The organism is Geobacillus sp. Sah69 (assembly GCF_001414205.1).
In the GTDB taxonomy this organism is placed as follows: Bacteria; Bacillota; Bacilli; order Bacillales; family Anoxybacillaceae; genus Geobacillus; species Geobacillus stearothermophilus.
Genome location: NZ_LLKS01000069.1, coordinates 88,038 through 113,406, shown reverse-complemented (window position 1 = coordinate 113,406; position 25,369 = coordinate 88,038). Strand labels below are relative to the sequence as shown.

The following is a 25,369-nucleotide window of genomic DNA, read 5'->3' as shown; positions in this document are numbered from 1 at the left end:
ATAGAAACAGTCCCCCATTTTCTAGTTTACTGAAAAAACGGATGCCCGCCAATAGGACATCCGTTTGCCTTGTGCTTACATTCCAGCGTACGAGTGCAGTCCCGCGATGACGAGGTTGACCGCTACTAAGTTGAACATGATGATGGCAAAGCCGATGACAGCAAGCCATGCCGACTTTTCCCCATGCCAGCCTTTTGACAGCCGGAGGTGCAAAAAAGCGGCGTAAAACAGCCACGTAATGAGCGCCCACACTTCCTTCGGGTCCCAGCCCCAAAAGCGGGTCCAGGCGATTTGCGCCCAAATCATCGCGAAAATGAGCGCCCCGAGCGTAAACACCGGAAAGCCGATCGCCACCGCCCGGTAGCCGATTTCATCGGTCAAATCCAAGTTGACGTTTTTCACAAGCGGCTTGAGCGCGGCGGCGATGCGCTTGCGCAACACAAGACGAAAAGCGGCATACAGCACCGCACCGGCCATGAGCGACCAAATGACCGTGTTCAGTTTTTTCGCGTTGATGATCGCCGGCATTTCAACAAGCGGCTCCATGCGGCCGGCGCTTTCTTTCACCAGCTCTCCTTTATGCGGCCCGACAAGCGCCGGCATATGGTACTCGACTTCGGCCGCCTGGCCGTTTTTATCAACCCACGTGAACTTCGCTTCGTACCCGGAAAGCCTAAACGCTGTTGAGACGATGACAAAGCCGAGCGTCGCCACAAGGCAAAACATGACGACTTCCAGCCAAAACGTGCGCTTGGACGGCTTCGACTGATCGACGACGCGAATCAAATAAATCAAACCCGCGACAAAACTGATCGCCAAAATCGCTTCCCCGGCGGCCGCCGTCGTCACATGGATGTGCAGCCAATCGCTTTGCAAGGCGGGAATGAGCGGCGAAATTTCCCGCGGAAACATGCTCGCATAGGCGATGATCAGCAACGCGACCGGAAGCGCAAACAGGCCGAGCACGCTCAACCGGTAAATGAAATAAACAATGATAAAAGCAGCGACAAGCATCATGCCGAAAAACGTTGTAAACTCGAACAAATTGCTCACCGGAGCATGCCCGGCAGCGATCCAACGCGTGATGAAATACCCGACCTGGGTGAGAAAACCGATGATCGTCACGGCAATGCCAAGCTGCGACCAACGATCCTTTCCTTGCCGCTCCTTCCGTTTGTCGCGAATGGCGCCGCCAAAAAAAAACGTGCCGATCAAATATAACACAAACGAAATATAGAGCAATGTGCTGCTAAGCTGTGTCATGTCCATGAGCTTGCCCCCCTTGTCCGGCCTGTTTCCCTTCTTCGAGCTGATCGGCCGGCATATTCACACCAGTGCCGTCAAGCAAACGGCGCAGCTCGTTTTTCAAGCCGAACCAATTTTTATTTGTGTGCGCGGCGATCCATAGCTCGCCGTTGACCCGTTGCACCCAAATGCGGCGGTGGTTCCAATACATCCCTTGGATGAGCCCGATCATGAAAATCGCGCCGCCTACCCCTAAAATCCAAAGCGTGAAATCGCGGCGGACGGTCAAGCCGGAGACATTGCGCGTCTCAAGCCCCGCGAACGCCATTTTGTACTTGTTGTTGCCAAACGGTTCGATCGTTTGTTGGATGGCGACGAAGCTGACTTCCCCTTTCGGACGGTCCGGCGCGTACATTTTGAACACGAACGCCGGATTGTTCGGCACGCGCGACTTCGTTGACGGATTGCCGTCTTCATCAAACTCAAAATCAGGAAAATAGCTTAATAGCTCAACGCGATACCCATGTCCGAGATTGTACAACTCTTTCGGATCATACAAATCGACCGTCACCGTGCCGAACGTTTTCCCCGACTGCTTGTCCGCCAACTGAAATGACATCGCTTTCGGCTCATTCAAGCGGAAATCGACTTGATAGAGCGCATAATGGTCGAACTCCAGCGGCTCGTTGACGCGAATCGGATACTCCTTCACTTTTTCAAGCTTCGGCTTGGCGCCGGGGATCACAGGACCGACGCGCTTATACAACACAACGTTTGTTTGATAGTTTTTGGCGATCATCCCGTTGCCGACGCGGTCGATGGCAGCGTTGAACACTTCGTTGTCTTTGCCTTTCTCATATGTTTCAAAAATAAATTTTTCACTCTTTAAAAAGTAGCGGCCGTTTGTCCCCGGAATTTCTTTCGTCTCCCCTTCCGGAATCCACATCACCCGATCGATGTACATGCCGGGAACGGAACGAAGCATTGCCCCGATCAAGAAAATGATGAGGCCGATATGATTGACGTACGGCCCCCAACGGGAAAAACGCCCTTTTTCAGCGAGCAAATGCCCGTCTTCCTCACAGACATGGTAGCGCCGCGCAGCCAGCCGTTCTTTCAACACGGCCATCGTTTTGTCGAGATCGCTCACATGCGAGACGCCAAACAACCGCTGCCGCTCCAAGAAATGCGGATGGCGCTTCACCCCTTGCCGCTTCAAGGCGCGATATAGCGGCACGACCCGGTCCAAGCTGCAAATGACAAGCGAAACGCCGATTAAAGCGATGAGCAGGACGTACCACCATGAGCCGTACAAGTTGTTAAAGCCGAGCTCATAATACAGCTTCCCTGCCCAACCGTACTGCTGCTTATAATACTCCGCCGGATCGACGTTCGGCGGAATATACATTTGCTGAGGGAAAATCGTGCCGATCGCCGAAGCAATGAGCGTAATGACGATGAGTGCCACTCCGACTTTGACCGACGAGAAAAACGCCCAAATTTGATCGATGAATGTTCGCTTGTACGTTTGCGACCGGCGCGCGCTTCCTTCGTAGCGCATGTCCAAAAGCGTTTTCCCCGCCCACTCCTCGAGCGGTTTGCCGCATGATTCGCAAAACGCCGTGCCATGCGGGTTGACGTGCCCGCATTCACATTTGACTTGTTTCATGATGCAAAACTCCTTACGGTTTAATGCTTTCCAAATGGCGCTGAATGTCTGCTTTTGTCATCGTGCCGGTGATGATTTTCTTCACTTCGCCGTTTTTGTCAATCAAAAACGTGGTTGGCAGCGGGCCGACATTATAGGCGTTCAACACTTGATCTTGACGGTCGATCACAATCGGAAAGGTCAGACCAAACCGCTCCGCAAATTTCTCGACGCTCAGCTTCGGTTCGCCGACATTGACCGCCAAAATTTCGACACCTTGCTTTTGATAGAGCGGGTACAGTTCGTTCATATACGGCATTTCCCGCTCACACGGTTTGCACCACGTCCCCCAAAAATTCAAAAAGACACCTTTGCCGCGATAGTCTGAGAGGCGGTGCTCCCGGCCTTTCAAGTCGGTCAGCACAAAGTCAGGCGCCGTCGTTCCAACGGCGACTGCCTGTTTCTCAGTAAAAAAGTTGGCGTAAATCGTATAGCCGATCGCCGCGAGCAACACGAGCAAAATCGCTGTCCTCATCACTAAGCGCTGTTGCTTTTTCATCGTTCAAACCCCTTTACGCTTCTCCTCCCCCACAGCCAACGCTAGAGGGGGAGGCAAGCGGTTCACAATCTACCATTTTCCATTATAGCAAAGTCCCTCGCTCGTTTATGCGCAAGGATTGAACGTTATGTGACAATCTTCGTCATTTTCTTCCCCCGGATTGGGCAAGGACGCGCAGCAACTTCACCTCATGCGGTGTCAGCTCGCGGTATTCGCCGGGGCGCAGCCCTTTCAAATCGAGAAACGCGTACCGCTCCCGCTTCAGCTTCAGCACCTCGCAGCCGATCGCCTCAAACATGCGGCGCACTTGCCGGTTTCGTCCTTCGTGGATACGGATTTCCACAATGGCTGTCCCCTTCTTCCGGTCGGCGGAGAGCAGCTTCACTTTGGCTGGCGCCGTCATGCCATCTTCCAACTGCACTCCTTGTTCGAGCCGTTTCAGCTGCTCGTGCGTTGGAATGCCTTTCACTTTGGCAATGTACACTTTTTCAATTTCATACCGCGGGTGCATAAGCAGGTTGGCAAAGTCGCCGTCATTCGTCAACAAAAGCAGTCCAGACGTATCGTAGTCAAGCCGCCCGATCGGATAAATGCGTTTGTCCAGATCTTTGAAAAAATCGGTCACCACTTTGCGGCCTCTGTCATCTTTGACGCTGGAAATCACCCCGCGCGGCTTGTACAGCAAATAATACACCGGCTCTTCGCGCTCGATCGGGATGCCGTCGACTTCGACATCATCGCGCGGCCCGACCTTGACGCCAAGCTCCTTGACGACTCGGCCGTTCACTTTCACCCGCCCTTGCAAAATGAGTTCTTCCGCCTTGCGCCTTGACGCGATGCCGGCGCGGGCGATCACTTTTTGCAACCGTTCCATTCTCTCTCACCTCTTTCATCATCTTACCCTTTCCGTCTAACAGATACAAGTGCGGCACTTTTATTTTTCACCTTTCCCGTCCCCTTTGCAAACAAAAAACCCGCCGGACGGCGGGAACGAAAAAAGGCGCCGCTAGCGCCCGAATACAAACAAAACGATGAAAACAGAAACAATAAAGCTGAGAATGTCGGCCAAAATGCCGACTTTTAACGCATCGCCCATTTTTTTGACGCCGACGGCGCCAAAATAGACGGTGAGCACGTAAAGCGTCGTCTCCGTACTGCCTTGGATCGTAGAAGCAAGGCGCCCGATGAACGAATCCGGGCCGTAAGTAGCGATCAAATCGGTCGTCATGCCGAGCGCCGCCGTGCCGGAAAGCGTGCGGAGAGCCGCAAGCGGAACGACTTCGGCCGGCAGTCCAATGGCATCAGCCAGCGGTTTGATCACTTCCATCATGGCATCAAGCGCCCCTGAGGCTCGGAAAATGGCGACCGACACCAACATGCCGACCAAATACGGGATGAGCGAAAACGCGATCTCGATCCCTTCCTTGCCGCCTTCCACAAACGCTTCGTACGTCGGCACTTTCTTTGCTGTACCGTAAAGCAAAATAAAAGCAATGAGCGCAGGGATCAGCCAAACAGAAAGAAGTTGGACGATAGCCATTATGGCTTCCTGCCTTTCCGCATCCGTTTCCAATAATAGTACCGGTCAATCAATACCGCCCCAATCGTCGAAATCGTCGAAGCGACGATCGTCGTCCCAATGATCTCGCTCGGCGCCGCTGAACCGTACGTCATGCGAATCGAGATGACGGTCGTCGGAATGAGCGTAATGCCTGATGTGTTCATGGCCAAAAACGTCACCATCGACCGGCTAGCCTCGTCGCGGCCGCCGTTGAGCTTTTTTAGCTGCTCCATCGCCTTTATGCCCATCGGCGTCGCCGCATTGCCAAGGCCGAACATGTTGGCGACCATATTCGAGACGATATAGCCGAGCGCGGGATGGCCGGGCGGCACCTCTGGAAACAAGCGGCGTACGAGCGGCATAAACAGGCGCGCCGCTTTGTCAAGCAAGCCGGCGCGTTCAGCGATCGCCATCAGCCCGAGCCAAAACACTAAAATGCTGACCATGCCGATGCTGATCGTCACCGCTTCTTTGGCGCTTTCAAACACCGCTTTGTTCACTTCGTCCATCGTGCCGTTGGCCGCCGCAAAGACGATGCCAATGACCGCCATCATCACCCAAATGAGGTTAACCATCGCTTCTCACACCTAAAAAGCGAAATACTTGCCATAAAAACCCTCGGCCGCTTTCTTCCTTTCCCGGTTCATACAGCAGCGGCACCGAATCAACCGCCTTTTGATGCAAATAAAGCACCGCCTTTCCGACCTCTGTCGGTGCCTTTTCTGGGTATTTTTTCCATTCTTTGCGCGGCTTCAGCAAATACACTTTCACCCGCAGCCCGCTCTCCTCTTTATCGGTCACCGGATATCGCAAATCGCGGACCGCCTGCAGCCGCCCGCGGTAAAACGGATCAGAAATTTTGTCGACCACCCGCTCGCTGCTCACTTTGGCGATGTGATAATGAGAAAATCCATATTCGTACATAGCGATATGGTCATTCCAATCGTCCGGTGCATCCAACGTCACGGCGATCAAATCGATGCCGCCTTTGGACGCCGTTGTCACGAGCGTGCGATGGGCCCGTTTCGTATAGCCGGTTTTGCCGCCGGTGCAATATTCGTAAAGACTTGTCAACAACTTGTTTTTATTTCGCCACACACGCGCGCCGTCTTCGCCGGGCGGAGCGGGGGCGCGGTACACTTTCGTTCCGGAAATGCGGCGAAACTCTTCGTTTTTCATCGCGTATTGCATGAGCAACGCCATATCATAGGCCGTTGAGTAATGGTTTTCCGCATCGTCCAATCCGTGCGGATTGGCAAACTCTGTGTCGCGCATCCCGATTTCAGCCGCCTTTTTGTTCATTAAAAACACAAACCCCTCGACGCTGCCGCCGACATGTTCAGCGATGGCCACCGCCGCGTCGTTGCCGGAACGAAGCATCAGCCCATATACCAAATCGCGCAGTTTGATTTTCTCCCCTTGGCGCAAGTAAATTGACGACCCTTCGGTCCGGACAGCGCGGGCGCTGACCGTCACCGTGTCGTCCATCTTCCCCGATTCAATCGCCAAAATGGCGGTCATAATTTTCGTAATGCTGGCGATGCGCCGTTTTGTATAGGCATCCTTGGCAAACAAAACCCGCCCGGAATGCTGCTCTATCAAAATCGCGCTTTTTGCGCTCACCCCATCCATAGCGTGCATCCGCTCTGGAACAAATGCCATAATCCCCGCAGCGAGTGCAAGAATGAGCGCAATGAGCCGCTTCTTCTTATTCAATCTCATATCGGCGAGGATCCCCCTCCTTTAAGGAGCGGAGAGGAATCGCCTGTTCCTCCTTTCCATTCAACCTGAAATGAGTGCAATAGAGGGAAGATCGCGACATACCAAGGCCATGTTCTGTACAAGTGTATGCGCCGGTGGGACAAATATGATGAAAAATTGCGGCAAAACCTACCGGGGCGGCGCTTCCGGCGAACTACCCCCGAAACGGCCTTCATCTAAAAAAAGAAGCGGGGTCTTCCCCGCTCGGGTGAACTCCCCACCGCCTACGCTTCGCTTAGAGGCGGGGGACTTCAAGCGACTTGTGCGTGTTCGCCGAATGGTAAGCCACACACAATTACGCTTCCCTTCATTCCGAAGGTGTCCGTTCTAACCATATTCAATCGTATGGATTGGCTAAAGCCTACCAACATTCAGCTGAGGCTGTCCCAAAAGATCGTCCTCTTTGAGAGAGATACAATATATCGTGTCACCGAAGTGATTTGTTCCTACCTCTTGTAATAAAAAAAGGTGTCCCGTTGTGTTTGGGACACCCTCAGACTTCTTTCGGAAAGATGTTAAAACGGCTGCCAGCGCAACTTCCGCGCCTCATGAAAACGCGCTTCGACATCGCGCCAATTGACGACGTTCCACCAATGTTCGATGTATGCCGCTCGGTCGTTTTTATATTGCAAGTAATAGGCGTGCTCCCACACATCGAGCACAAGAAGCGGAATCACATCCCATTGCGCCATGTGCTGGTGTTTTTCCGCCTGCAAAATTTCCAGACGGTGCGCTCGCGGCGCCCAAACGAGCAGCGCCCAGCCGACCCCTTCGGCGCTTTTCGCCGCTTCGGTGAAATGACGGCGAAAGGCGGTAAAACTGCCAAAATCGCGCTCGATTTGCGCCCGCAGCTCCCCGCGCGGCTCGCCGCCGCCCTCTGGATGCATATTGTACCAAAAGATTGTATGCAAATAATGCCCGGAGCCGTGGAACGCCGCTTCCCGCTCCCAATGCTTCAGCAGTTCAAAATTGTTCGTCCGGCGCGCTTCGGCCATCATGCGCACCGCCTTGTTCAGACCATCGACGTAGCTTTGATGATGCTTCGTATGGTGAAGGCGCATAATTTCTTCGGAAATATGAGGTTCAAGCGCATCATAGCTGTACGGCAAAGGCGGCAGCACATGCCTGCCGGGCGGGATCGGCTGTTGCCGCTCTTCGTCATGAAGGTCCGAAGGGAGCGACGAAGCCGGTTCTGCCTGTGCTGTTGCCGAATCAAAAGGCTGCTCCGACTCTTCCTCCCGCTTCCCCTCTTCGCCGACGTCCAGCCGTTCTTCCTCGCCGTCTTCGCCAACACCGCCCGATTCAACCAGCGGCGCTTCCTCTTCCAGAAACAGCGCCTCTTCGTCTTTTTCGGCGGCCGAAAAGTCCGCAAGACGGACGGCCCGGTTGTACACGTCGTCAACAAGACGCTGGAGTTCGGAAACCGCTTCCTCTGTCCACGCACCGTTCCGTTCGTCAATATACGCCAACAAGGAAGAAAGGCCAACATCCTCAGCTACCCCACGCACGGACAAGGCATGCTCCACCTGCCTTCCCCATTCGGCCGACTCTTCGGCATAGCGGCAAAGCGCGGCGGCGTATACGTCATCAACAAGGCGCTGAAGCTCGCGGACGGCCTCTTCCGTCCACTCGCCGTCATGCTCGGCAATAAACTCGAGCATCGACGAAGCGCCATCCGTGCTTGCCCCACGCAAAGCGAGCGTCTCCTTGACTTGATTTCCCCATTCGTTCACCCTAGCCACATATTGGGCGAACAACACCTGATCGTCCATTTGGTAAAAACCTCCTCCTGTTTTGTTCGCCATATCGTATGCTGTCATGGGGAAATCGTTCTTGTCCGCATTCACCCAAATTCCCGGCCGCTCATACATAGAGGAGCGAGGGCAGTCATCATAGAAAAGACAGCAAGGAAGAACAGAATCGCCGCAATGCTTCCCTGCGGCGGGTCTGCAAATGAGCCATAGATAAACCGCTCAAAAAAATCGGGCTGACCCAAAACATATTCGCGTTTTGGGTCAGCCCCCCTTTTTTCTGAAAAAGGCAGGCTACTTTGGCAAACCGCCGGCTGCACCAAACGGTTTCCTTGTCCGGACGCACAGAAAACGCGGCGCCAACCGCATTTTCTCGTTACGCCGACCGTTCAGGCAAGCGGCATTCGCCGGTTTCCGCCCATTCGCTGACAAGCGCCTGCAGCGTTTTGGCGTCTACCTCAGCAAAATAACGGCGCAATTCCTCTTCATCATGAATGTAGACGCGCTTTCGCTTCCGATACGCCGGATTTTTCCATAAACAGACAAAAGCAATGATGTCGCGCAAACGAATGTCGCGCCCGTTAGCCGTAAACAGTGGATCGCTTTCATACGGCAGCCAATCAAGCAGCTCCGCCTCAAAATGGCGCAAATACAACACAGACAGCGTCCGCTCTTCGCCGCCGTCGCGGTACGTGACTTCCGATCGGTTGAAGTAGTCCTCAAACGTATTCGACTGCGATTTTTGCAATTCTTCGCCGTGCAGGCGGCAAATGTTCATGAGCGCACCCCTTCCCGGTCAGCCGTTTTTTCTTTAGTTTACCATATTACGGCTGTCCGTCGCTCAAATTTTCCGCCAATTTTCCGAAAAACAAGTCAGCTTCCCGCTCAACCTCGACATCGTCCGTCCATTCTGGCAGCGGCGGCAGTTCTTCAATCGTTTTCAGGCCGAAATAGTCGAGAAATTCGGCCGTCGTCCCGTATAAAATCGGCCGCCCGGTCCCTTCGGCGCGGCCGACTTCTTTAATGAGCGCCCGCGCCATGAGTGTCTGCAGCGGCTTGTCGCTTTTCACGCCGCGGATTTCCTCGATTTCAGCGCGCGTAATCGGCTGGCGGTAGGCGATAATGGCGAGCGTCTCGAGCGCCGCCTGCGACAGCGGCGACGCTCCCGGCGCTTCGACCAGCTTTTTCAAATACGGAGCATACTCTTTCTTCGTCGCCAATAAAAACACGCCGCCCAGCTCGACCAGCTGAATGCCGCGTTCTTCGCGGCAGAAGTCTTCCTGGAGCGCCGCCATCACTGCTTTCGCCTCCGGCTCGCCAATATCCAAAACAGCGGCAATTTGGGCAAGCGACAGCCCCTCGTCGCCAGCGGCAAACAACAGCGCTTCCACGATCGCTTTGAATGGAGCCGGCGCACCAGCAGCGCTGTTTGTTTTCATTTCCTTTTGGTCCATTCTCCCTTCTCCCCTTTCCTTTTTCACCGTTTTGATCGCAACTGCAGCCATCTTGCGGCTTCCCGGCATTTTCCTCGAAAATGCAGGACTGGCGCGTGATTTTCATCCCCGGGTGAAGGGCAAAACGTTGCCCATGAGACTTTTTCATGAAGATGCGCATGCCTTGAGCAGACATTTTCACGCCTGGGCGAAGAGCAAAACTTGCTCATGAGCCTTTTCCGAACCAGCAGCTGTCCGTCTCGCCTTCGCACCGACCATCAGCCGATGGGCCCAGCAGGCAAAAGGAAAGCGGTCCGCCATCGCGAACCGCCTCAACCGGCCAGATGATTGGCGGCGAGAAACAAATCGCTGAAATTCCGCTCTTGCTCAACGATGATTTTATTTTGTTTCATTAATTCCAAAATAGCCAAAAAAGTGACAACGATATACGAACGGTCGCAGGACGGAAATAACTCATAAAAGTTTTTCCGTTCTTTCGCCTGCTGCAGTTCATGCAAAATTTCCGCCATCCGCTTTTCAACGGAAATATCTTGGCGGGCAATTTTCGTCCGCATCGGTTTTTGCAGTTTTTTGCGGCGCAACAGTTTTGACAGGGCGCCGAGCATATCGTAGACGTTGACATCAAGCGGCGCGGACGCTTTTTTTTCATCGGCGTACGCGCTCAAGTCACTCGGGGGTTTTGTAAACAGAAGCGCCCGTTCTTCTTCGCGCCGCTTCAGCTCGCGTGCAGCTTCCTTAAACTTTTTGTACTCAAGAAGCCGCTGCATCAGCTCTTCGCGCGGATCGTCCGCCTCGGCGAATTCCAAGCTGTCGTCTTCGGCGTGTTCGTCGGACACCGGCAGCAGCATTTTGCTTTTCATCGCCAACAGCGTAGCCGCCATAACCAAATATTCGCTGGCGATATCAAGCTCAAGCTCTTGCATGGCGTGAATGTACGCCATATACTGTTCCGTAATTTGCGCCACCGGAATGTTGTAAATATCGATCTCATAGCGGTTGATTAAATGCAAAAGCAAGTCAAGCGGCCCTTCAAACGCTTCAATTTTGACGTTATACGGCACTTGCACATCCATCCCACCATTTTTCCGCAGCCATTCCCCGCGCCGATGCGCACATTGGAGAACCTTGCTGGCAATATACTTATTGTATCATAATTCCGCGGCGAAGCGAACGGAAATGAGACGGTTTTTGCCTCGAACGCCATGAAAACGTATAATACAAGGAGAGCCCTGCCGCAGCGCCGGCAGTTGCACGGCTTTGCCTGGCAACAAGGTCGCCTACCGCGAAACACGCCTCGGCGAAAGGAACGATGGCCCATGTATCCAAAAGCATATATCGACTATTTAGTCCATTTCCATGGCAACCGCGATTATTTCGAATGTCATGAGATTTTAGAAGAACAATGGAAGCGCGACGGACGGAAACGGGAATGGCTCATTCTCATCCAAATTGCCGTCGCCTTTTACCACTACCGGCGCGGCAACAGTTCCGGCGCGCTCCGCCTTATCAAACGGGCGCGGACGTTGCTTGAGGAGGCGCGCGGGATGATCCGCCGGCTCGGCCTTGACGAGAAGGAGTTGGCCGTGCTGCTTGAAGAGGCAGCCGAGCGGATTGCCCGCGGCGAACCGTATGAAAGCATTGAGCTGCCGATTCGCGACCGCTCCCTGTACGAACAGTGCCAAGCCGCCTGCGCCGAGCGGCAGCTTGTTTGGGGGCAGGCGAGCGATCTCACTGATATCGACCTTGTAGACAAACACCGGCGGCGCGACCGTTCGGACGTCATCGCCGCCCGCGAACAAAAAAAGCGGGCGAAAGCAGAAGGGACATAACCCCTCTGCCGCCCGCAACAGCGCGGCGTTGCGCCGATTTGTCTCGTTGGGCTAGCACGTTTGGCATTTATCGAAAAACGAGGCGGTCCACTCGTTCGCGCATAGCCGACGGTCGGGGTACGCCTCTTTCAACGCCTTGACCATCTGTTTTCCGATCCCTTGGTGGCGATGCGATGGATTGACGCTGATGTGCTGGATTTGCACAACATCAGGAGCGCACAACAGGACGCCGATAATGCCGACGATATCGTCCCCTTCCTTCCATAAAAACAGCTGCCAGTCGCTGTTCGTTTCATACTGTTTGATCGTCTGCTGGAGCCGTTTCAAATCTTTTTCCGTCGGCATAAACGACAACAGTCCCATGGCGATTTTCTCATAGTTTTTTCGATAACGGATCAACATAAAAATCCCTCATTATCGACAAACGCTTTTCCGAAAAGGAAAACACGTTGTCATTTTCTCTATACGTATTATAAACATTCTCACTGATATTGTGAACCATTTCATGCCTTTTTACACAAATGTCCGCAAAACGTTCGCCATCTCAATGGCCGAAACGGCCGCTTCCCAGCCTTTATTGCCCGCCTTTGTGCCGGCCCGTTCAATGGCTTGCTCGATCGTATCGGTCGTCAATACGCCGAAAATGACCGGGACGCCGCTTGAGAGCGCGGCGTGGGAGACGCCTTTGGCCGCCTCGCTGCACACGTAGTCAAAATGGCTCGTCGCCCCGCGGATGACGGCGCCGAGCGCAATGACGGCATCAAACTGCTTCGATTCCGCCATTTTTTTCACGAGGAGCGGAATTTCAAATGCGCCCGGCACCCAGGCGACCGTGATGTCATTGTCGCTGACGCCATGGCGCGTCAAACCGTCGATCGCCCCTGACAAAAGCTTGCCCGTAATGAATTCATTAAAACGAGAAACGACGATGCCGATTTTCAACCCGGTGCCGACTAAATTTCCCTCAAGAACCCGCATGTTTTTTCTCCTCCTGTTTTCAAAAATGAAGCATATGCCCTAGTTTTTCATATTTCGTGCGCAAGTATTTTTCATTTTCTTTTTTCGCTGGCATTTGAAGCGGCACCCGTTCGACAACTTCAAGCCCGTGCCCTTTCAAGCCGGCGATTTTGCGCGGATTGTTCGTGAGCAGACGCATTTTCGTGACGCCAAGGTCTTTTAAAATTTGCGCACCAATGCCGTAGTCGCGCAAATCGGCCGGGAAGCCGAGCTTTTCGTTCGCCTCGACCGTATCGTAGCCTTGCTCTTGCAGCTTATAGGCGCGCAGTTTGTTCATCAGGCCGATGCCGCGCCCCTCTTGACGCATGTAAAGCAGCACCCCACGCCCCTCGGCTTCGATTTGCCGCAGCGCCGCATGCAGCTGCGGACCGCAGTCGCACCGATACGAACCGAACACATCACCGGTTAAACACTCGGAGTGGACGCGCACAAGAATCGGTTCGTCGGGAATAATGTCTCCCTTGACGAGCGCCACATGCTCCTTGCCATCAAGCACGTTCGTGTAGCCGACGGCGCGAAACTCGCCGAACTCAGTCGGCAGCCAAATGTCGACCTCGCGCTTCACTAGTTTTTCCCGCTGGCTCCGATAGGCGATCAAATCTTTGATCGTGATCATTTTCAATCCGAATTGGTCGGCGATTTGCCGCAAATCCGGAACGCGCGCCATCGTTCCGTCCTCTTTCATGATTTCGCAAATGACGCCAGCCGGCTTCGCCCCGCAAAGGCGGGCCAAATCGACCGCCGCTTCCGTATGGCCGGCGCGCCGCAGGACGCCGCCTTGTTTGGCAATCAATGGAAAAATATGGCCAGGCCGTTTAAAATCGCTCGCTTTCACATTTGGATCGAGCAACGCCCGAATGGTCGCCGCCCGCTCGTAGGCGCTGATTCCGGTCGTCGTCGTCTTGTAGTCGATGCTGACGGTAAACGCCGTCCCATGAGCGTCGGTGTTATGCGCGACCATCGGCTCAAGCCCGAGCCGCGCCGCCAACTCTTCCGTAATCGGCACGCACACAAGCCCGCGGCCATGGGTGATCATAAAATTAACGACATCCGGCGTCGCTTTTTCAGCCAATGCGACAAAATCGCCCTCATTTTCCCGGTCTTCGTCGTCGCAGACGATGATCACTTCGCCGTTTTTCAGCGCGTCCAGTGCCGCTTCAATCGTGTCAAACATCTGAAGTTGCCCCCTATCCCGTTTATTTATAGCCATGCCGCTCCAAAAATTCGCTCGTCACTCCAGAAGGCAGCTCCTCTTTCGCGGCAAGAAAAGCAGCGACGTATTTGCCGATCATATCGCACTCGATATTGACGAGGTCGCCCGGCTGCTTTTCGCCTAAAATCGTCGCTTCACGCGTATGCGGAATGAGCGAAATGGTGAACGTGCGCTCGCTCAGACCGAAAATCGTCAAGCTCGTCCCATCGACGGCGACCGATCCTTTATAAATCATGTACGGGCGAAGCGGGGGAGGCGCTTCAATTTCATAGTAGACGGCGTTCGCCTTCGGCCATCGGCGGACGATGCGCCCGACGCCGTCCACATGACCGGTGACGAAATGGCCGCCAAACCGCCCGCCAGCCGCCATCGCCCGCTCTAAGTTCACTTTCGATCCCGGCTTCAATGTTTTGAGCGCCGTCGCCTTGACGGTCTCCGGCATGACATCGACGGTAAACCGCCGGTCAGTAAACGACGTGACGGTCAGGCAGACGCCGTTGACGGCGATGCTGTCGCCGAGGCGAACGTCTTCGAGCACCCGGCGGGCGCCAATCGCCATCACGATGGCGTCGCCCGTTTGCCTCATTTGTTCAACCGTGCCGACCTCTTCAATAATACCGGTAAACATCCTTACTCCCCCCTCTTTTTCACCGCAGCAACGACTTTTATATCCGGGCCGACCATCTCCAACTGCCGGATGTCAAGCTCCATCGCCTCTTCAAGGCGCGAGAAGCCGAGGCCGCCGACCGGCGTCGGCGCTTCGCGGCCGCCGATCAGCTTCGGGGCGATGTAGGCGACCACTTCATTGACCGCCCCTGCCCGGAGGAAACTGTCATGAACGCGCGAGCCGCCTTCCACAAACAGCGACGTAATGCGCTGCTCACCGAGCAGCCGGAGCACGTCGCGCACATGAATGTGCGCAGCCGCCATCGGGATGATGCGCACCCCGAGGCGCTCGTATGCCTCGGCCTTTTCCCAGCTGATGCCGCTCCCGGTGATGATCCACGTTTCCGCCTCCCGGTCGGTGACGACATGGGCGTCAAGCGGCGTATGCAAGTTTGTATCCAAAATGATGCGGAGCGGATTTTTCCGTTGCTCCCCGATGCGGACCGTCAACTTCGGATTGTCCGCCAACACGGTGTTGACGCCGACCAAAATGGCGTCATGCTGGGCGCGAAGGCGGTGCACATCTTGGCGCGCCGCCTCGGACGTAATCCATTTGCTTTCCCCGGTCGCCGTCGCAATTTTCCCATCGAGGCTGCACGCGTATTTTAACGTCACAAACGGCGTTTTTGCCGCGATATAGTGAAAAAACACCCGGTTGAGCTCATCCGCCTCTTCTTTCAGCAGCCCGACATCGACCTCAATGCCCGCCCGTCGCAGCTTGTCGATCCCTTTCCCGGCGACGAGCGGATTCGGGTCGGTTGTCGCGATGACGACGCGGCGGACGCCGGCTTGAATGAGCAAATCCACGCATGGAGGCGTTTTGCCGTAATGGCTGCACGGCTCAAGCGTCACGTACACCGTTGCCCCGCGCGCCTTCTCGCCGGCCATGCGGATCGCATGCACTTCCGCATGCGGCTCTCCCGCTTTTAAATGGGCGCCAAGCCCGACGACCGCTCCGCCATTGACCACAACAGCACCGACGACAGGATTGGGGGATGTTTGCCCGATTCCGGCTTTCGCGACATCGAGCGCAAGCCGCATATAATGTTCATCGCGATACACCACACTCCCCCCTTTTTTCTAAAAAAATAAACCCCCGGAACTTCCCCGGGGGTTCGTTGATGAGAGAATGAACCATGATGTGCAGCCAAACAAACAAGAACACTTGTTCGTTAACTATGTCATACCGACCGACACAAAGCGGCCGCCGCTACACCAAACCGGCGCCGGCCGTCCAGGCCGGCCGAAAACAACCGTGCGCACATCGCCATCCTTCTCCCATCCAGACTATACTGTCGGCTCCGGAATCACACCGGATCGTGCCGATACGGCTCGCGGGCTGAGAGGCATAGCGCCTCATCACCGCCGGTCGGGAATTTCACCCTGCCCCGAAGGAGGCTTCACTATATTGTTAGGTTTATTATACCACAAGAGCGGCCGGAAATCATCATTGTACGACCCAAAACCAGTACGCCGCTCCCCACAATAGGCTCATCCCCAGCAAAATGAAAAACAAAAGCCAATTGTTCCGGCTTGTCCGCTCCTCGTCTTCCGTCCGTTGCTTACGGTTCGTCAAATACTTTCACTTCTTTCATCACGTCGCCGTTTTTCATCGTCTTCACGACGTCCATGCCCGATGTCACTTGGCCAAAGACGGTGTGCACCCCATCCAAGTGCGGCTGCGGCTCGTGGACGATAAAGAACTGGCAGCTGCCGGTGTCGCGGCCGCGGTGCGCCATGGACATCGCGCCGATGACATGTCGGTGTGGATTGTTGTCCGTCTCGCACGGGATCGTATAGCCGGCATCGCCCGTTCCATTGCCGCGTGGACATCCTCCTTGGCTGACAAATCCAGGGATGACGCGGTGGAACGTCAACCCGTTATAAAAGCCTTCGTTTGCGAGCTTCTCAAAATTGGCCACCGTCACCGGCGCTTCGTTCGGGAATAGTTCAAATTCGATTTTCCCACCGTTTTCCATCAAAATATATCCTTTTTTCGCCATGGTACTTCAGCTCCTTTTTTACGCTTCAACCGCTTTTATCATATCATGATTCGAAAGGGAAAGAAAGCCAAAATGCCGCCTCGTCGAACTGCTCATTGTTTTTTTAATATAATATATTTATTATAATTATTTATATGGAATCGGAATGGGTACACTAGTGATGAATGATAGACGTAGCAAAACTGGCAAGGGGGCGTCCGACGGTGTTGTTGATGGCGGTGACGGTAATCGTCTTTTCTGTTTCGTTTCTCCTCATGCCAAAACGGCTTTCAGGCCTTGAAATGTATACAACTTCGCTGTTTGCGGTTTTCTTCGGCCTTTCAACGGATTTGTTTCTCGATGTCAAGTACCATTTATACGGGTATTTTGATGTTGGAGTCGACGGACTGGCCTATGTATTTATTGTTTTCATTTACGTCACCGTCAACCTCCTTGTTTTTAAACGGATACCCGATACATCATCCGATTTGGGTGCAGGCCGCCTATATCGGCGGATGGTCGCTCTTTTCCTTTTTGTATGAAATGGGGCGCTGAGGACAGAAATTTTTTACTACCACGGCTGAAAGCTTTCCTATTCAGCCGCCTTATATCCGCTTCTGTTTCTGATTTTGCTTTGGCATTTGTTGTTCGTGCGCCGCTTGGCGGCGAAGGCAAAGCGCCGTTCCGAATAGAAATTCACGCCAGCGTACGTTATAATGGTAGTGCATGGTTGGTAGATAGGAGGCGAGCAATGTGAAACGAACGATTGCTTCATCGCTGCTTTGGGCGATGCTGCTGGCGTTTCCGGCCATCGCAGCCGCCGATGCCGCGCCGGGTGATGTCATCGTCACGCTTGGTGAAAATTTGACCGCTGAACAAAAACAAAAAGTGCTGGAAGAAATGAAAGCGCCGGACGGAGCGCAGACAATCACGGTCTCGAACGCCGAGGAGCATAAATATTTGGATGGACTCATCCCGAAGGCACAAATCGGCACGCGCGCCATCTCATCGTCCATGATCACCATCGGTGAACCGGGCTCAGGGCTTCACGTTGAGACGCACAACATCACATGGGTGACGAAAGAGATGTATACAAACGCCTTGATCACCGCTGGGGTGAAAGATGCCGATATTTATATCACGGCTCCGTTTCCGGTTTCCGGCACCGCAGCGCTGACGGGGCTGATGAAGGCGTACGAAATTTCGTCCGACAAGGTGATTCCAGATGACGTAAAAAAGGTAGCCAACGAGGAAATGGTGCAAACGGCCAAGCTCGCTGATTCGATCGGCGCGGACAAAGCGGTCGCCTTGCTGGCGAAAATCAAAGAGGAAATCGCCAACAACCCGCCGCAAACGGACGCTGACTTGCGCGCCTTGATTGAAAAAATCGCCAATGATCTTGGCATCACATTAAGCGCCGATGAAATCAACGCTCTCGTCTCCCTTTTTCACAAAATGCAAAACGCCGACATCAATTGGGACCAAGTGAACGACCAGCTGAGCAAGGCGAAAGAGCAGCTGTCTGCGTTTTTGCAGTCAGAAGAAGGGAAAACATTCATCCAAAATTTGATCGACATCCTCAAAGAAATTTGGAATGCCATCAAATCGGCCTTTTCCGCCAACCAACAATGAGAGAAGGCGCCCTGCTGCATTAGGGCGCCTTCTCTTCTTGGCGGCGGCCGTTCTTTTCCAGGGCCGCCTTCATTGGTTGACTTTCGCCTTCAACGGCAAGTCATATTGGATCAAGTCTTCATACGTTTCCCGTTTGACGACGAGCTGGGCGTCGCCGTTTTCGACGAATACGACCGCCGGACGCGGCAGACGGTTGTAGTTGTTCGCCATCGAATAGCCATAAGCACCGGTGCAAAAGACGGCTAAATAATCGCCCGGTTTCGCTTCCGGAAGTGCGATGTCCCAAATGAGCATGTCGCCTGATTCACAACACTTCCCTGCAATGGACACAACTTCCATCCGATCGCCCAACACCCGGTTGGCCAGCACCGCTTCGTATTTCGCTCCATACAGCGCCGGGCGGATGTTGTCGCTCATGCCGCCGTCAACGGCGATATAGGTGCGGACGTTCGGCACCTCTTTTCGCGAGCCGATCGTATAAATCGTCGTTCCGGCATCCCCCACGAGCGAGCGGCCGGGCTCAATCCAAATTTCCGGCATCGGAAGTTGATGCACTTCCGCCTGTGTTTTCACCTCATCCACGATACAGTCGACATACGCTGACACCGGAATCGGGTCGTCTTCATCCGTATAGCGGATGCCAAAGCCGCCGCCAAGGTTGACGACCGCAGGAACGAACCCACACGTTTTGTGCCATTCGGCCAGCTTCGCAAACACTTTTCGTGCGGCGAGCACAAAGCCGGTCGTTTCAAAAATTTGCGATCCGATATGGCAATGGACGCCGAGCAGTTGAAACGCAGCCGACGCCATGACGCGCCGGAACGCTTCATCCGCTTGACCGTTATTCAAATCAAAGCCGAACTTCGAGTCTTCCTGTCCGGTTAAAATGTAATCGTGCGTATGCGCCTCAACCCCTGGCGTCACGCGAAGCAAAACCGGAACCGCTCGACCGGATGGCCCCACCAATTGTTCAATCAGCTCGAGCTCGTAAAAGTTGTCGGCCACGATGCAGCCGACCCCGTGTTCAAGCGCCATCGCCAGTTCATCCCAACTTTTGTTGTTGCCATGGAAATGGATGCGCTCCGGCGGGAACCCGCCGGCCAAAGCCGTATACAGCTCTCCGCCTGAGACGACATCGAGCGACAATTGTTCCTCAGCGGCCAGCTGCACCATGGCAACTGAAGAAAACGCCTTGCTGGCGTAGGCGACTTGCGCCTGCACGCCATGGCGGCGGAACGCTCCCTTAAACGCGCGCGCCCGCGCGCGGATCAAAGCAACGTCATAAATATAAAGCGGCGTTCCATACGTTTTCGCCAACTCGACCGTATCGACGCCGCCAATTTCCAAGTGCCCTTTTTCATTGACGCGGCTCGTCCCATGAAAAAACATTGAAATCCCTCATTCCTCATCAAAGTGGCGCAAACATGCATACCAAAAGCAAAAAAGACAGTTTCGCAACCGGCGCCTGCCTTGAAAAAAACAAAGCCGCAGAGCAATCAGCCCCGCCGCATGGCAGGCTGTCATACAGCCGCGTGCGCCCTCTGCATCGAGCGCCCGCCCTCCTTAGGCGGACGGACGACTTGCCAATGGCGCTTGCAAAGGTGCGAAACGTCAAGTATAACGTATCATAATTATAAAAAAGTTTCAATAGCGCCAAAAGGGAGAAAGCGGCCGTCCATATATGCCAATGGAAACGGCCGCTTGTGCGATGACGACCTGCGTCATGTCGGTTGCTTTCGCACGTCCTGCGGATGAACGATGCTCGGACGCACTTTCGCCCCGGCCGCCGAGCGGCGGACGACAATTTGCATAAATGCCGCCGGGTCAAACGGAATGAACGGCCATAAGTACGGCGTGTTGAGGGAACGGATGCTAACGAGCCAAAGCAAATAAACCGTCGCGCCGATGACGAATCCGGGCACCTTAAACAAGAAGACGAGCACGACGAGCGCCAGGCGGGAAATTTTATTGGCCACGCTCAGCTCATAGCTCGGCGTTGCAAATGAACCGATCGCCGCGACGGAAACATACAAGATGACTTCCGACACAAACAGCCCAACGTCAATCGCGATTTGCCCGATCAAGACAGCGGCGATCAAGCCCATCGCCGTAGAGAGCGGCGTCGGCGTATGAATGGCTGCCATCCGCAAAAGCTCAATTCCAAAATCAGCGATCAAAATTTGCACGATGATCGGAATATTCGTTTGCTTGTTCGGACCGATGAACCCCCACTCTTTCGGCAGCAGTTCAGGCTCAAGGACAAACAGCACCCAAAGCGGCAGCAAAAACAACGACGTTAAAATGCCTAAAAACCGCACCCAGCGCACAAACGTCCCGACCCCTGGCGACTGCCGGTATTCCTCGGCATGCTGGACGTGGTGAAAAAATGTTGTCGGCGTGATGATGACGCTTGGCGATGTATCAACCATAATGAGCACGTGCCCTTCAAGCAGGTGCGTCGCTGCTACATCTGGCCTCTCGGTGTAACGGACGAGCGGGTACGGGTTGTATCCTTGCTTGACTAAAAACTCTTCAACTGTTTTGTCGCCCATCGTCAGTCCATCGACGTTGATTTGCTGCAACTCTTTCTTGACGAGTTCAACAAGCCCCGGGTCAGCGACGTCTTTAATATAGGCGATGCATACGTCCGTTTTTGACCGCTCGCCGACTTGCAAAATTTCAAAGCGCAGCCGCTCGTCGCGGATGCGGCGGCGGGTGAGCGCCGTGTTGACAATGATGTTCTCGACATAGCCGTCGCGGGCACCGCGCACAACTTTTTCCGTATCCGGCTCTTGCGGCTGCCGACCCGGATAGCTGCGGACGTCGACAGCAAATCCGGTCGATTCGCCTTCAATTAAGACGATGATCAAGCCCGACAGCAGCTTGTCAACCGCTTCGTCGAGGCTCGTCACCGGACTGACTTGCTGATGAACGAGTCGATTTTCGATGATCTGCCACGCTTGGGACGCCTGGCGTTCATCATCGTTGACGTGCACAATTTGTTTTAACAATTCGATAATGTATTGCGTATCGCATAAACCGTTGCAGTAGTAAATATGTACTTCCCGGTTTAGGATATAGATTTTCCGCACGCCTAAATCAAAGCTTGTCCCGACGCCGATCCGCTGTTGCAAAAACTTCGCGTTGTCAACGAGCCGCTTCGCGATCGGCGCTTTCGGTTTCTTTTCTTTTTCCGGCATGTCCACCACTCCTTTCGAGAATCAACTCGACCGCCTTGCGCGTAATCGGCGCTCCGTATTTCGCATGGTCTCGATATCCCATTTTGCCGATGTCGCCGATGCCGACGATGAGCGGAATGTTCAGCCGGTCAAGGCAGTAGACGGTATCGCCATTGATCCGCCCGATCTCGAGGTCCCGGACGCCTTCTTTATCGACCCCATATTCGGTCATCACGCCGTCACGGTCGATGCTCACATGCACTTTTGTCCATTCATGCTGGTGCGTATTGGAGGCAACCGCCAGCGCCCCGAGCACTTGGATTTGCTCATGCGTCGCCACATAGCGAAGCGCCTGCTCTCCGGCCCCCTCCCCGAGGGCGCCGCAATCGTCAAACATGACAAACACTGGATCGTGCGGCGTTTGCAAAATGAGTTCGACCAACTGTTCACCGCTCAGTTTCGTCGGATTGCCTTGCGAGCGAGAAATGCAACGGCCGCCGATTTCGGCTGCAACCCGCTCAATCGCCCGGCAGGCGAACTCGTCCCCATCCGTTACTAAAATGACTCGTCGTTTTTCCATCATCTCTACCCTTTCGGTTTGCAAGTGAGCGCCGCGGCAAAAGAGCCAGCCACGATAAAAGCGAACAAGGCGCCGGCAAATCGGAACACCGCTGCTCCGGTTTCGACAAATCCCTCCGGCCGCGGTTCTACCATGGCCCCTTTCGCCAACCAATACCCAAATCCGCATAGCGGCATCGTCGCCCCGGCGCCAGCCCAAGCGACGAATGGATCATAGACGCCGCCAAAGCCAAGGAGTACGCCAAAGACGACAAGCGAACCGGCGACGCCAGCCGGCGTCCATTTGCCGCGGTCGATGATGAGCTGAACGATGGCGCACAGCAGCCCGCCGGCGAGAAAGGCACGGACGTATTCCATATCACATTCCCTCCTGATCGTTCCCAAATAAAAGACGTCCTACGGCGGCAAATCCGACTCCTGTCGAGCCGCTTCGATGACGACGCCGTGAGCGATCGCTGGGATCGACTGTTTTTGCTGCACCATCGTTTGACTCAAGAGCGCCCCGGTAGCGACGACAAACAGGCGTCGAAACGTTCCGCGGGCGAGCTCTTGAAGCAAATACCCGTACGTGACGACCGCCGAGCAGGCGCAGCCGCTGCCGCCGGCGAACACCTTTTGATCTGGCCGGTAAATCATCATCCCGCAATCGTTGTAAACGTCGGTCACATCGTAGCCTGATTCAGCAAGCAACTCGCGGACGATGACGCTGCCGACGCGCGACAAGTCGCCGGTGACAATCAAATCGTAATCGCCCGGCGAGACGCCTAAGTCACGGAAATGCTGCTCGATCGTATCGGCCGCCGCCGGGGCCATCGCCGCCCCCATGTCGAGTGGGTTTTTCAGCCCGGCGTCAACGACTTTGCCGATCGTCGCCGCCCGGACGCGCCAACGTCCCGGCGCGCGGCCAACGAGCGCGGCACCGGCGCCCGTGACGGTGAACGTCGCCGTTTTCGGCTTTTGCACCCCCAGTTCAGTCGGGTAGCGAAACTGCCGTTCGGCCGTCGCGTTATGACTGCTTGTCGCCGCAAGCGCCCGATCAGCCAATCCACCAGCGACAAACGCAGCGGCTGCCGCCAACGTTTGCATCGAGGTCGAACAGGCGCCGAACAAGCATAAAAACGGAATCGGCAGCTCGCGGGCGACATAGTTCGATGTCGCATTTTGGTTTAACAAATCACCGGCCAAAAATAGATCGACTTCTTCGGCAGAGACGCCCGCCTTTTGCAAGCAGCAATCCACCGCCTCCCGCATCAGCCTCCGCTCGGCCAGCTCCCACGTCGCTTCGCCGCAATATAAGTCGCGATGACAAACATCAAAATAACTTCCGAGCGGCCCGTCGGCTTCAAGCGGCCCGACTGCGGCAGCGGCCGCTTGGATGTAAACACCATCGTCAAACACCCATGTCTGCTTTCCGACACGTTTCATGGCCAATCCCTCTTTTCGTCACGGCCAAACAAGGCCAAGCACATAGGCGGCAATCAGACCATAAATGACCGCTGCCCCACCGGCTTTCAACATCTGCCCGGCCACCCCGGCCGTCCATCCTTCGCTGCGATGTTCGATGGCAGCGCTCGCGATGGCATTGGCCAGCCCTGTAATGAGCATCGTCGCCCCCGCACCGGCAAATTGGCTGAAATCATCATATTTCCCGACGGCCGTCAGCACAATCGCCAATCCGGCCATCACCATAGACGCCCACAGATGAGCCTCGAGCGGCGAAGCGGCAAACGTGCCGCCATACCAATCAACGAGCCATTGCGCCAACGCACAAAGCGCCCCGCCGACAAGAAACGCTTTTACCGCATTGGCGGCGTATGGGGGAGAAGGCTGAAACGCCTTCACCTCGCGGACATAATCGGACTTTAATCCCACGTTTCCTTCCCCCTTTGTCAGCGAAAGTGATCGACAAAATAAAGCCAATGAAACAACGAACCGGCCACTTTGCCAAAGGCGATGGCCATAAGTAAAATGACGATTTTATCATCGACGCCGATCCGCTTCGCTAAAATCGGCCAAACGTTCAACACCTCTGTTAAAGCGGCAGCGAGCATTCCGATAAACACACCATGAAACAATCCGATCGGCACAAGCCAATATTTGGATAAATGCCACACCGAATGGCACAGGCTCATCCAGCCGCCGACAATGGCACCCGCGACAGCACTCCACTCATAGGCGTGAATGCGCTTCGTCGTTTTCGTCAGCTGCGTCAAGCGCGGAATGACGCCAAGCACAACCAAAAAGGCGACAAACCCGGTTCCGACCGCCAGCCCTCCAGCAAAGCCGACGAACACTACCAGCAACACCTTAAGCGTCGTCAAGATGCCTCATGCTTTCTTTGTTTTCGTGCAAAATGACGTATTGATCGATCGCCTGCTGGTAGTTGAACATTTCGACTTCAAGAGGGCTGGGCTCCTCGTTGATTCGTTTGCGGAACCAATGGTTGAAAAATAAAATCATCCCGATGCCGAGCCCAAGCGAATATGGAATTTGCAAAAGCAGCGGTTTATCGACCGATTGGCCGGTCATCATCTGGTAAAGATGGCGATGCGCTTGCTGCATGCTCACATCTTCGTGGAAATTCATGATCGCCATGGCTGAACCGACGAACAAAAGAAGCCAAACGAGAAGAAAAGAAGCCATTGAAAACCGCCGTTTTTCGTACACAACTTCCACGATCGTCTGTGAGGGGCCGACCATCTGCACATCAAGCGACGGGTCGGCATCAAGCACAGCTCGAACAATGTGCATCATATCGATAATGACGATGTTCTTGTCGCTCGGCTGGATGCGGTAGAGCGGAATCGCCTTCAGCCGGCGAATCAGCCCGCCATCTCCTCCCGTCATTTGGGCCACTTCTCCGAGCGTGACGACCGCTCCCGGTTTCACTTGCACGCGATGGCGCGGCTTAATAAACACAGTGGTTGCCATCTGCTTCACACCTTTATCCCCATTTTGTTTTTCTTTAGTTTGGTTGGCAAAAACACCGATCATGCGGCCTGTCGACGTTCACCATCGATTTCATAAAAATAGAAAAGAATGGGCAAAAAATGCCCATTCTTTTCTAGACTTTTGTTGCTTGCTCTGGAAAAAGCGTTCCAAAATGCGCTTACAGACCAAAAGACGGATGCGATTCATGGTTCACCGCCGATGAATTGACATCCGTCCATTTTGGGAACACCTTGTGCAGACAAAATGGACTATCCGTCCATTTTGTTGCCCACTCCGTGCGGACAAAATGGACTATCCGTCCATTTTGTTGCCCACTCCGTGCGGACAAAATGGACTATCCG

At 54.5% G+C, this 25,369-nt stretch carries 30 protein-coding genes and 1 riboswitch; of the genes, 3 read left to right on the top strand and 27 right to left on the bottom strand.

The window, feature by feature from the left end; genetic code table 11:
- Positions 1–75: 75 nt before the first annotated feature.
- The 12 genes from ccsB to AP057_RS15125 all read right to left on the bottom strand — a co-directional run bounded on the left by ccsB (position 76) and on the right by AP057_RS15125 (position 11,052).
- Positions 76–1,263: a c-type cytochrome biogenesis protein CcsB gene (gene ccsB, locus AP057_RS15180; protein ID WP_055359133.1), complete on the bottom strand. Its 1,188-nt coding sequence runs from the start codon at positions 1,261–1,263 to the stop codon at positions 76–78.
- On the bottom strand, positions 1,250–2,914 hold the full coding sequence (locus AP057_RS15175) for a cytochrome c biogenesis protein ResB (RefSeq protein WP_055359122.1): 1,665 nt from the start codon (positions 2,912–2,914) through the stop codon (positions 1,250–1,252). Before AP057_RS15175 ends, ccsB begins: the two co-directional genes overlap by 14 nt.
- A 13-nt stretch (positions 2,915–2,927) precedes the next feature.
- On the bottom strand, positions 2,928–3,452 hold the full coding sequence (resA, locus tag AP057_RS15170) for a thiol-disulfide oxidoreductase ResA (RefSeq protein ID WP_055359121.1): 525 nt from the start codon (positions 3,450–3,452) through the stop codon (positions 2,928–2,930).
- A 142-nt stretch (positions 3,453–3,594) separates the two neighbouring features.
- Positions 3,595–4,326 (bottom strand): pseudouridine synthase, encoded by a 732-nt coding sequence (locus tag AP057_RS15165; RefSeq protein WP_011231765.1) that lies wholly within the window; start codon positions 4,324–4,326, stop codon positions 3,595–3,597.
- A 132-nt stretch (positions 4,327–4,458) separates the two neighbouring features.
- Positions 4,459–4,992: a spore maturation protein gene (locus AP057_RS15160; RefSeq protein ID WP_011231766.1), complete on the bottom strand. Its 534-nt coding sequence runs from the start codon at positions 4,990–4,992 to the stop codon at positions 4,459–4,461.
- Positions 4,992–5,588 carry a nucleoside recognition domain-containing protein gene (locus tag AP057_RS15155; RefSeq protein ID WP_055359120.1) on the bottom strand — a complete coding sequence of 199 codons (597 nt, stop codon included), beginning with the start codon at positions 5,586–5,588 and terminating at the stop codon, positions 4,992–4,994. Before AP057_RS15155 ends, AP057_RS15160 begins: the two co-directional genes overlap by 1 nt.
- Positions 5,581–6,729, bottom strand: coding sequence for a D-alanyl-D-alanine carboxypeptidase family protein (locus tag AP057_RS15150; RefSeq protein WP_081106602.1), 1,149 nt, complete (start codon positions 6,727–6,729; stop codon positions 5,581–5,583). The genes AP057_RS15155 and AP057_RS15150 overlap by 8 nt, the downstream gene beginning before the upstream one ends.
- A 560-nt stretch (positions 6,730–7,289) precedes the next feature.
- The gene (locus AP057_RS15145) at positions 7,290–8,546 is read right to left on the bottom strand and encodes a superoxide dismutase (protein ID WP_055359118.1); all 1,257 of its coding nucleotides are present in this window, start codon (positions 8,544–8,546) and stop codon (positions 7,290–7,292) included.
- Positions 8,547–8,617: 71 nt separating this feature from the next.
- Positions 8,618–8,845, bottom strand: coding sequence for a hypothetical protein (locus AP057_RS15140; protein WP_055359117.1), 228 nt, complete (start codon positions 8,843–8,845; stop codon positions 8,618–8,620).
- Between the two features lie 56 nt (positions 8,846–8,901).
- Entirely contained in the window at positions 8,902–9,303 is a 402-nt protein-coding gene (locus tag AP057_RS15135; protein WP_055359116.1) for a hypothetical protein, read from the bottom strand.
- A gap of 46 nt (positions 9,304–9,349) precedes the next feature.
- Positions 9,350–9,979, bottom strand: coding sequence for an SMC-Scp complex subunit ScpB (gene scpB, locus AP057_RS15130; protein ID WP_055359115.1), 630 nt, complete (start codon positions 9,977–9,979; stop codon positions 9,350–9,352).
- Positions 9,980–10,290: 311 nt separating this feature from the next.
- A complete protein-coding gene (locus AP057_RS15125; protein ID WP_033017133.1) occupies positions 10,291–11,052 on the bottom strand; it encodes a segregation/condensation protein A in 762 nt (253 codons plus the stop codon).
- Positions 11,053–11,295: 243 nt separating this feature from the next.
- On the opposite strand from AP057_RS15125, the gene AP057_RS15120 reads away from it, so the two are divergent.
- The gene (locus AP057_RS15120; protein WP_049624248.1) at positions 11,296–11,808 is read left to right on the top strand and encodes a DUF309 domain-containing protein; all 513 of its coding nucleotides are present in this window, start codon (positions 11,296–11,298) and stop codon (positions 11,806–11,808) included.
- A 51-nt stretch (positions 11,809–11,859) separates the two neighbouring features.
- On the opposite strand, the gene AP057_RS15115 is transcribed toward AP057_RS15120, so the two are convergent.
- The 7 genes from AP057_RS15115 to AP057_RS15090 all read right to left on the bottom strand — a co-directional run bounded on the left by AP057_RS15115 (position 11,860) and on the right by AP057_RS15090 (position 16,707).
- The gene (locus tag AP057_RS15115; protein ID WP_033008266.1) at positions 11,860–12,210 is read right to left on the bottom strand and encodes a GNAT family N-acetyltransferase; all 351 of its coding nucleotides are present in this window, start codon (positions 12,208–12,210) and stop codon (positions 11,860–11,862) included.
- 111 nt (positions 12,211–12,321) lie between these two features.
- A complete protein-coding gene (gene ribE, locus AP057_RS15110) occupies positions 12,322–12,786 on the bottom strand; it encodes a 6,7-dimethyl-8-ribityllumazine synthase (RefSeq protein WP_049624247.1) in 465 nt (154 codons plus the stop codon).
- Between the two features lie 19 nt (positions 12,787–12,805).
- Positions 12,806–13,999, bottom strand: a complete 1,194-nt coding sequence (locus tag AP057_RS15105) for a bifunctional 3,4-dihydroxy-2-butanone-4-phosphate synthase/GTP cyclohydrolase II (RefSeq protein ID WP_033017135.1) — start codon at positions 13,997–13,999, stop codon at positions 12,806–12,808.
- 22 nt (positions 14,000–14,021) lie between these two features.
- Entirely contained in the window at positions 14,022–14,666 is a 645-nt protein-coding gene (ribE, locus tag AP057_RS15100) for a riboflavin synthase (RefSeq protein ID WP_033017136.1), read from the bottom strand.
- Between the two features lie 2 nt (positions 14,667–14,668).
- Positions 14,669–15,766, bottom strand: coding sequence for a bifunctional diaminohydroxyphosphoribosylaminopyrimidine deaminase/5-amino-6-(5-phosphoribosylamino)uracil reductase RibD (gene ribD, locus AP057_RS15095; RefSeq protein WP_080985682.1), 1,098 nt, complete (start codon positions 15,764–15,766; stop codon positions 14,669–14,671).
- A gap of 204 nt (positions 15,767–15,970) precedes the next feature.
- Positions 15,971–16,104: riboswitch (FMN riboswitch) on the bottom strand.
- 47 nt (positions 16,105–16,151) lie between these two features.
- Positions 16,152–16,280: a hypothetical protein gene (locus tag AP057_RS18085; RefSeq protein ID WP_255350139.1), complete on the bottom strand. Its 129-nt coding sequence runs from the start codon at positions 16,278–16,280 to the stop codon at positions 16,152–16,154.
- The gene (locus AP057_RS15090; RefSeq protein WP_033017138.1) at positions 16,267–16,707 is read right to left on the bottom strand and encodes a peptidylprolyl isomerase; all 441 of its coding nucleotides are present in this window, start codon (positions 16,705–16,707) and stop codon (positions 16,267–16,269) included. The genes AP057_RS18085 and AP057_RS15090 overlap by 14 nt, the downstream gene beginning before the upstream one ends.
- A gap of 203 nt (positions 16,708–16,910) precedes the next feature.
- On the opposite strand from AP057_RS15090, the gene AP057_RS15085 reads away from it, so the two are divergent.
- Complete coding sequence (locus AP057_RS15085; protein WP_049624996.1) at positions 16,911–17,228, top strand: hypothetical protein; 318 nt, start codon at positions 16,911–16,913, stop codon at positions 17,226–17,228.
- A 211-nt stretch (positions 17,229–17,439) separates the two neighbouring features.
- Positions 17,440–18,318 (top strand): DUF1002 domain-containing protein, encoded by an 879-nt coding sequence (locus tag AP057_RS15080; protein ID WP_049624997.1) that lies wholly within the window; start codon positions 17,440–17,442, stop codon positions 18,316–18,318.
- A gap of 69 nt (positions 18,319–18,387) precedes the next feature.
- Here the strand turns inward: AP057_RS15080 and lysA are convergent, their stop codons facing one another.
- The 8 genes from lysA to AP057_RS15040 all read right to left on the bottom strand — a co-directional run bounded on the left by lysA (position 18,388) and on the right by AP057_RS15040 (position 25,007).
- Positions 18,388–19,707, bottom strand: a complete 1,320-nt coding sequence (gene lysA / locus AP057_RS15075) for a diaminopimelate decarboxylase (protein ID WP_033017140.1) — start codon at positions 19,705–19,707, stop codon at positions 18,388–18,390.
- Between the two features lie 332 nt (positions 19,708–20,039).
- The gene (locus AP057_RS15070; RefSeq protein WP_055359114.1) at positions 20,040–21,518 is read right to left on the bottom strand and encodes a spore germination protein; all 1,479 of its coding nucleotides are present in this window, start codon (positions 21,516–21,518) and stop codon (positions 20,040–20,042) included.
- Positions 21,466–22,077 carry a stage V sporulation protein AE gene (locus AP057_RS15065; protein ID WP_020278271.1) on the bottom strand — a complete coding sequence of 204 codons (612 nt, stop codon included), beginning with the start codon at positions 22,075–22,077 and terminating at the stop codon, positions 21,466–21,468. Before AP057_RS15065 ends, AP057_RS15070 begins: the two co-directional genes overlap by 53 nt.
- Before the next feature lie 5 nt (positions 22,078–22,082).
- Positions 22,083–22,433 carry a SpoVA/SpoVAEb family sporulation membrane protein gene (locus AP057_RS15060; RefSeq protein ID WP_033017142.1) on the bottom strand — a complete coding sequence of 117 codons (351 nt, stop codon included), beginning with the start codon at positions 22,431–22,433 and terminating at the stop codon, positions 22,083–22,085.
- 39 nt (positions 22,434–22,472) lie between these two features.
- Positions 22,473–23,501, bottom strand: a complete 1,029-nt coding sequence (gene spoVAD, locus AP057_RS15055; protein WP_055359113.1) for a stage V sporulation protein AD — start codon at positions 23,499–23,501, stop codon at positions 22,473–22,475.
- A gap of 18 nt (positions 23,502–23,519) precedes the next feature.
- Positions 23,520–23,948, bottom strand: coding sequence for a SpoVA/SpoVAEb family sporulation membrane protein (locus AP057_RS15050; protein WP_011231787.1), 429 nt, complete (start codon positions 23,946–23,948; stop codon positions 23,520–23,522).
- 17 nt (positions 23,949–23,965) lie between these two features.
- Positions 23,966–24,397 carry a stage V sporulation protein AB gene (locus AP057_RS15045; protein ID WP_033017146.1) on the bottom strand — a complete coding sequence of 144 codons (432 nt, stop codon included), beginning with the start codon at positions 24,395–24,397 and terminating at the stop codon, positions 23,966–23,968.
- A complete protein-coding gene (locus AP057_RS15040) occupies positions 24,384–25,007 on the bottom strand; it encodes a stage V sporulation protein AA (RefSeq protein ID WP_033017149.1) in 624 nt (207 codons plus the stop codon). Before AP057_RS15040 ends, AP057_RS15045 begins: the two co-directional genes overlap by 14 nt.
- Positions 25,008–25,369 lie beyond the last annotated feature (362 nt).